The 5,691-nt window shown below is 53.3% G+C and carries 5 protein-coding genes and 1 pseudogene; 4 read left to right on the top strand and 2 right to left on the bottom strand.

Annotated elements, in window-relative coordinates; all coding sequences use genetic code 11:
- Positions 1-219, bottom strand: a 219-nt coding sequence (locus tag BMX04_RS18780; protein WP_074788370.1) for a transposase, incomplete at its 3' end; no start/stop codon positions are given.
- A 103-nt stretch (positions 220-322) separates the two neighbouring features.
- On the opposite strand from BMX04_RS18780, the gene BMX04_RS18775 reads away from it, so the two are divergent.
- The 3 genes from BMX04_RS18775 to BMX04_RS18765 all read left to right on the top strand — a co-directional run bounded on the left by BMX04_RS18775 (position 323) and on the right by BMX04_RS18765 (position 4,189).
- Positions 323-2,335 carry a type I restriction endonuclease subunit R gene (locus tag BMX04_RS18775; RefSeq protein WP_244888600.1) on the top strand — a complete coding sequence of 671 codons (2,013 nt, stop codon included), beginning with the start codon at positions 323-325 and terminating at the stop codon, positions 2,333-2,335.
- Entirely contained in the window at positions 2,325-3,050 is a 726-nt protein-coding gene (locus tag BMX04_RS18770) for a M48 family metallopeptidase (protein ID WP_074788368.1), read from the top strand. Before BMX04_RS18775 ends, BMX04_RS18770 begins: the two co-directional genes overlap by 11 nt.
- Before the next feature lie 206 nt (positions 3,051-3,256).
- Positions 3,257-4,189 (top strand): metallophosphoesterase, encoded by a 933-nt coding sequence (locus BMX04_RS18765; RefSeq protein WP_083398246.1) that lies wholly within the window; start codon positions 3,257-3,259, stop codon positions 4,187-4,189.
- Between the two features lie 513 nt (positions 4,190-4,702).
- On the opposite strand, the gene BMX04_RS18760 is transcribed toward BMX04_RS18765, so the two are convergent.
- Entirely contained in the window at positions 4,703-5,194 is a 492-nt protein-coding gene (locus BMX04_RS18760; RefSeq protein WP_074788366.1) for a tetratricopeptide repeat protein, read from the bottom strand.
- 260 nt (positions 5,195-5,454) lie between these two features.
- Between BMX04_RS18760 and BMX04_RS18755 the strand changes: the two are divergent.
- A pseudogene (locus BMX04_RS18755) lies at positions 5,455-5,691 on the top strand (IS256 family transposase); the annotation flags it as partial.

The raw sequence follows: 5,691 nt of genomic DNA, 5'->3' as shown, positions 1-5,691 counted from the left end.
TTGCTTGCCCGCCTCGAGGAATTCCTTCGACCAAGTGTAATACAGGCTCTCGCTGATACCCTCGCGTCGGCACAGCGCGGCAATGCTCTCCTCGCCGCGCAGGCCCGCCAGCACGATCCTGATCTTCTCTTCCGCCGAGTAATGCTTGCGCGTCTTGCGCTTGATCCCTTTGACCAGCTTGTCAGCCGCGTCCTTCGATGTTCCGGATTTCTTGTTCATCTTCGCTCCTTGGTGGCTGCGATGAACCAGAAATCCTCCGTTACGAAAACCTCAAATCTGTCCCATAGGCGCTGACGTCAGACAGAATGCTGAGGCCCCTTGGTTGCTGTGTTCCCTGATCCACAAGTTCGGCGGCAAGGAAGAGGCTGACGGCGATGTCAGCGGCTTCATTGAAGAAATGAGCCAAGCGTTACCAAAGGATTTTCATGCCAAAGGTGATCTATACGTCTTTGTTGATGAATGTCATCGCTCGCAAAGTGGCGACCTGCACAAGGCGATGAAGGCGATCCTGCCGAATGCTATGTTCATCGGCTTCACCGGCACGCCGCTGCTGAAAGAGGACAAGCGGACAAGCCTCGAAGTGTTTGGCCCCTATATTCATACCTACAAATTCAACGAGGCGGTGGCTGACGGTGTCGTGTTGGATCTGCGCTATGAGGCGCGGGATATCGATCAGAACATCACGTCGCAGGACAAGATCAACAAGTGGTTCGAAATCAAGACACAGGGCCTGAACGATCTGGCCAAGGCGCAGCTTAAGGCCCGCTGGGGCACGATGCAGAAGGTCATGTCGAGCCAGTCACGTCTTGAGAAGATCGTTGCGGACATCTTGTTAGATATGGAGTTGAGGGACCGCCTGAAGAGCGGGCACGGCAACGCTATGCTAGTGTCGTCGAGCATTTATCAGGCGTGCAAGTTCTATGAGTTGTTCGACAAAACCGATCTGGCAGGAAAATGCGCGATCGTCACGTCGTACAAGCCCACCGCGAGCGATATCAAGGGCGAAGAAAGCGGCGAGGGGCTTACCGAGCGACTGCGGCAATACGAAATCTACACCAAGATGCTGGGCGGTCAGGATGCAGAGGCATTCGAAAAACAAGCCAAGAAGAAGTTCATCGACGAGCCGGGGCAAATGAAGTTGCTGATCGTAGTGGACAAACTTCTGACTGGGTTCGATGCACCATCGGCCACATACCTCTACATCGACAAGAAGATGCAGGACCACGGACTGTTCCAAGCGATTTGCCGCGTCAACCGGTTGGACGGCGACGACAAAGAATACGGGTACATCATCGACTATAAGGACTTGTTCAAAAGCCTTGAGACTTCGATCGAAGATTATACAACCGAGGCTTTCGACGGTTATGACAAGGAGGATGTCGCAGGACTGTTGACCGATCGCCTGAAGATGGCGCGGGACCGCTTGGACGACGCACTGGAAGCCGTTCGTGCACTTTGTGAACCCGTTGAGACGCCTCGAGACACTCACGCTTATTTGCAATTTTTCTGTGCCAAAGATACTTCAGACAAAGGTGCATTGAAAGAGAACGAGCCGAAGCGCCTGGCTCTTTATCGGTTGGTAGCGTCGCTTTTACGAGCCTATGCAGAGACAGCAAATGAGATGGGTGAAGCAGGCTATTCAGATAGCGAAACGGCGGCCATTAAGGTGGACGTTGATCACTTTGAAAAAGTCCGAAACGAGGTGAAGTTGGCCAGTGGCGACTACATTGATCTCAAGATGTACGAACCTGCGATGCGGCACTTGATCGACACCTATATCCGTGCCGAGGAAAGCGAGATCATTTCGAACTTTGACGACATGTCACTGATCCAGCTGATCGTCGAGCGAGGTGTTGAGGCTGTGGATGCACTGCCCAGTGGAATTCGCAAGAACAAAGAAGCTGTTGCCGAAACAATCGAAAATAACGTCCGCAAGCTAATCATCGACGAAACGCCGATCAATCCAAAGTACTATGAGAAGATGTCGGACCTCTTGGACGCGCTGATCATGCAGAGGAGGACTGAAGCAATTGATTATGAAGCGTATCTTGCAAAAATCGTTGAGTTGGCAAAGCAGGCGAAGAGGCCCGAGACCACGACCTCGTACCCCGCGTCGGTCAACTCTCCTGCAAAGCGGGCCTTGTATGATAACCTCAGCGAAGATGAAAACTTGGCTGTGGCCGTCGACGCGGCCATACGCGCGACCAAGAAAGACGCCTGGCGCGACAATCAGGTTAAGAAAAAGGAAGTACGTAACGCAATCAAGAAACACATCGCTGATCCTACCTTGTTGGATGTGATTTTTGACCTGGCCAGAAATCAGCATGAATATTGAAGGGCATAAGATCACGGTTGGCGGAATTGATGTCGAGGTTGTCAGAAAGCCGATTAAGAACCTCCATCTTGGCGTTTACCCGCCAAATGGCCGTGTGCGGGTTGCTGCCCCTGTTGGCGTTAGCGATGAGGCCGTGCGCTTGGCCGTTGTTACCCGGATGGGTTGGATCAAACGGCAGCAATCTAAGTTTGGGACCCAGCCGCGGCAAACGGAGCGATCCTATGTGTCTGGTGAGAGCCATTTTTTCTTCGGCCAGCGCTACCGTTTGAACGTTGTAAGTGGCGCGCCCGCAGGTCGTGTTCATATCCGTAGCGGCCAGACGCTTGACCTCTATGTCCGGTCAGGAAGTGATCAGGCAACAAGAGAGCGTGTTTTCCAAGACTGGTATCGCGGTGAATTGCGCAATCGCGCCACTCCCTTAATGGCAACTTGGGCCAAAGCGTTTGACATCGATCTTCCTTGGTGGGGAATAAAACGAATGAAGACCAAGTGGGGCACCTGCAACATCGAGGCTAAGCGTGTCTGGCTGAACCTTGAACTGGTGAAAAAACCACCGCTGTGTCTAGAGTACGTCATTGTGCATGAGCTGGTTCATTTCTTTGAGCGGAACCATTCGGATCGGTTTGTAGCATTGCTTGATCAAAAGCTCCCCCAATGGCGGCTGATCAGAGATGAACTCAATGCGGCACCGCTTTCACACGAAGAGTGGAGCTAATTATCGAGGGAAGCACCGCAAAATATTATCCTCAACTCGATACAGTGAGTGGCAAGGCATTCTGTTGCAGCTTCGTGAGTATTACGCGGCGGTTGGGTCCTCGCCTTTAGTCTAGGTGGCATGCTTGCCACGCAAGCTGATCTGCTCTAAAAATCCTTTTAAACAAGCTAACAGGGGCGTCTCAGCGCCGGTAAGGGGCGCTTCGATTGACGATACAGTACGACATCATCCCAGACATTCACGCGGACATAGATCGCCTTACGAACACGCTTTCGACCCTTGGCTATGTGGCAGGCCACAAAACTTGGGCACATCCGGAGGGACGCATCGCGGCCTTTTTGGGCGATTTTATTGATATGGGATGCGCGAACAGATCTGTTCTGAACCTCGTTCGGGCGATGCGTAATCAAGGACATGCTGTTGCTATCATGGGCAACCACGAACTGAATGCGCTGCTCTACCATCGGCGCGGTATAAATGTGGATGGGACTGATGATGGTTATATGCGGGCGCATTCTGTCAAGAACACGGGCCAGCACAAAACGTTTCTTGATGAATTCCCCATCGGACACCCGGACACGGCGGAGATGCTCGAATGGTTCCTGACTTTGCCTCTATTTCTTGATCTTGGCGGCATACGTCTGGTGCATGCATGTTGGGATGATACGCGAGTGGCCACGATCCTTGATCGACGCCCAGACGGCCTTTTGGCACCTGACGACCTACAGGAGATCGCCCTTGAAAAAGACGCCAGCGGCTTCGCTGAAGCTGTCCTAACTACGCTCAAGGGACCGGAGGCGGAACTGCCTGAGCCACACCACTTTCATGATATTAAGGGGCACCGGCGCACAGCGCTTCGCCTGAAGTGGTGGCAATCAGGTGCGATGACGTGGCGCGAGGCGGCATTATCCGTGCCTGCACCAGAAAAACTTCCTGCGACGCCAATCGAGGGTGGAGTAGCGTTTCGCGCCTACGACGCCGAGGCAAAGCCAGTTTTTTTTGGCCATTACAAAAGACATGGTTTTCCGTCGATAGATGCACCAAATGCCGTCTGCCTTGATTATCCCGGTGAAATTTGTGCCTACAGATGGGCCAGTGAAGCGCGGTTGGAGCAGCAGAACCTTATTGTTATCAAGTAACGTTGCGCGATTGATTGATTGCATTGCTTGCGAAAGAACTTTGACGCCAGTTCGCGACCACATATTCAGAGCTGATTGTCCAGTTCATGACCGGTCGCCTCCGCGGCTCATTTCACCGACAACACTGACGTCAGGCGTCCGGGTACAAGATTTTCGCATCCTGGAGACCGCTCAGGGTCATGCTCATCGGTTCGTGCCGACCGATGCTTTTTTGCCGCTAGATAAGCCAGAATTGCCGAAAAAGCGGGCGTCGCGGCCATATCCGGTTAGTGTTGTGTGCGGTCGAGAGTGAGCCTCCGGTGTGACTGCTGAGCCGCGCAACTGCAGGACCATACTGCGGGCGAGCAAAATAACATTGCCGCGATCACGTGAGGGCGCATTCCTATCCGGGTTGAAGCTAAATGCAGCGTTTCAATGACATCTTCCCTACTGGCTGGGTGTACCCCGGAGACCGGACGGAGAAACCGGCTGGACAGAAAAGATACGGCCGCGTAACGAGCTGGAATGCCGCCCTCAGTCGCAATCAGTGTAGTTTGACGCTGTGCACACCTGTGCCCGTATTTGGGCGTTTAAGATATTAGCTGAGGTCATTCGTGTCGCAAGAAGATCGCGCAATTCTTCTCCCTTTGCTGATCCACCTGCAGCGGCGATATTGTACCACATATGTGCAGTGACGATGTCCTGCGGGACGCCTCGCCCAAGGGCGTACATCGCGGACAGATTGTTCTGCGCCCCAATGTAACCTTGGACTGCAGCGAGCCGGTACCATTTCAGCGCCTCGGCGGCATCTCGGGTGACGCCATTTCCGCTCTCGTACATCGTGCCGAGATTGAATTGCGCCACTGCGTCACCCTGTTCAGCCAACCGCCGCCATTTTTCTATTGCGGTTGCAAAGTCGCCCGCGTTGAATGCCGTTAATCCATCTTGAAAATCATCCGCGATTGCCGCCGCACCCAAAATGGCGAATACTGCGGAAATCAGGGTAAAGCGAAAGCCATTTATCATAGGTTCCTATTTTCTCCACCTAATTTTGACGGAAGTCTCACCGCTATTGTGGCGGATTGGAATCCCTTGCAGCGCTGTATGAGCACCTTGATTTTGCCAAGGCATCTGTATGTCAGGAGCGGAAAACGGTCATGGCTGATGTACTGCGCGAAGTTCCATTTTCTCGGAGTTATAACCGAAAGTTGGTGACGGCCCGAATGGGCGGCATATCATGGCGTTGTTGAAGCGCCGCAATTCTCATTGAGAAAAGGATATGCCACATGACCAAGAATACAGTTATCGACTTCGCAAAACCAAGCGATTTTTCACCTGATCCGCTGACGGATCTTCTGCGAGCAGGTGCGCAGGAACTTCTGGCTACTGCGGTGCGCGCGGAGGTGTCCGAATTCATGGGCGGTCACGCGCACCTTTTGGACGACGAGGGCCGCCAGCGTTTGGTGCGCCACGGGTTTCTGCCGGAGCGCGAGGTTATGACCGGGATTGGCAAGGTAGCGGTT

Origin of the sequence: Roseovarius tolerans (genome assembly GCF_900109855.1) — a bacterium.
In the GTDB taxonomy this organism is placed as follows: Bacteria; Pseudomonadota; Alphaproteobacteria; order Rhodobacterales; family Rhodobacteraceae; genus Roseovarius; species Roseovarius tolerans.
This window is presented reverse-complemented; position numbering and strand designations above follow the sequence as displayed.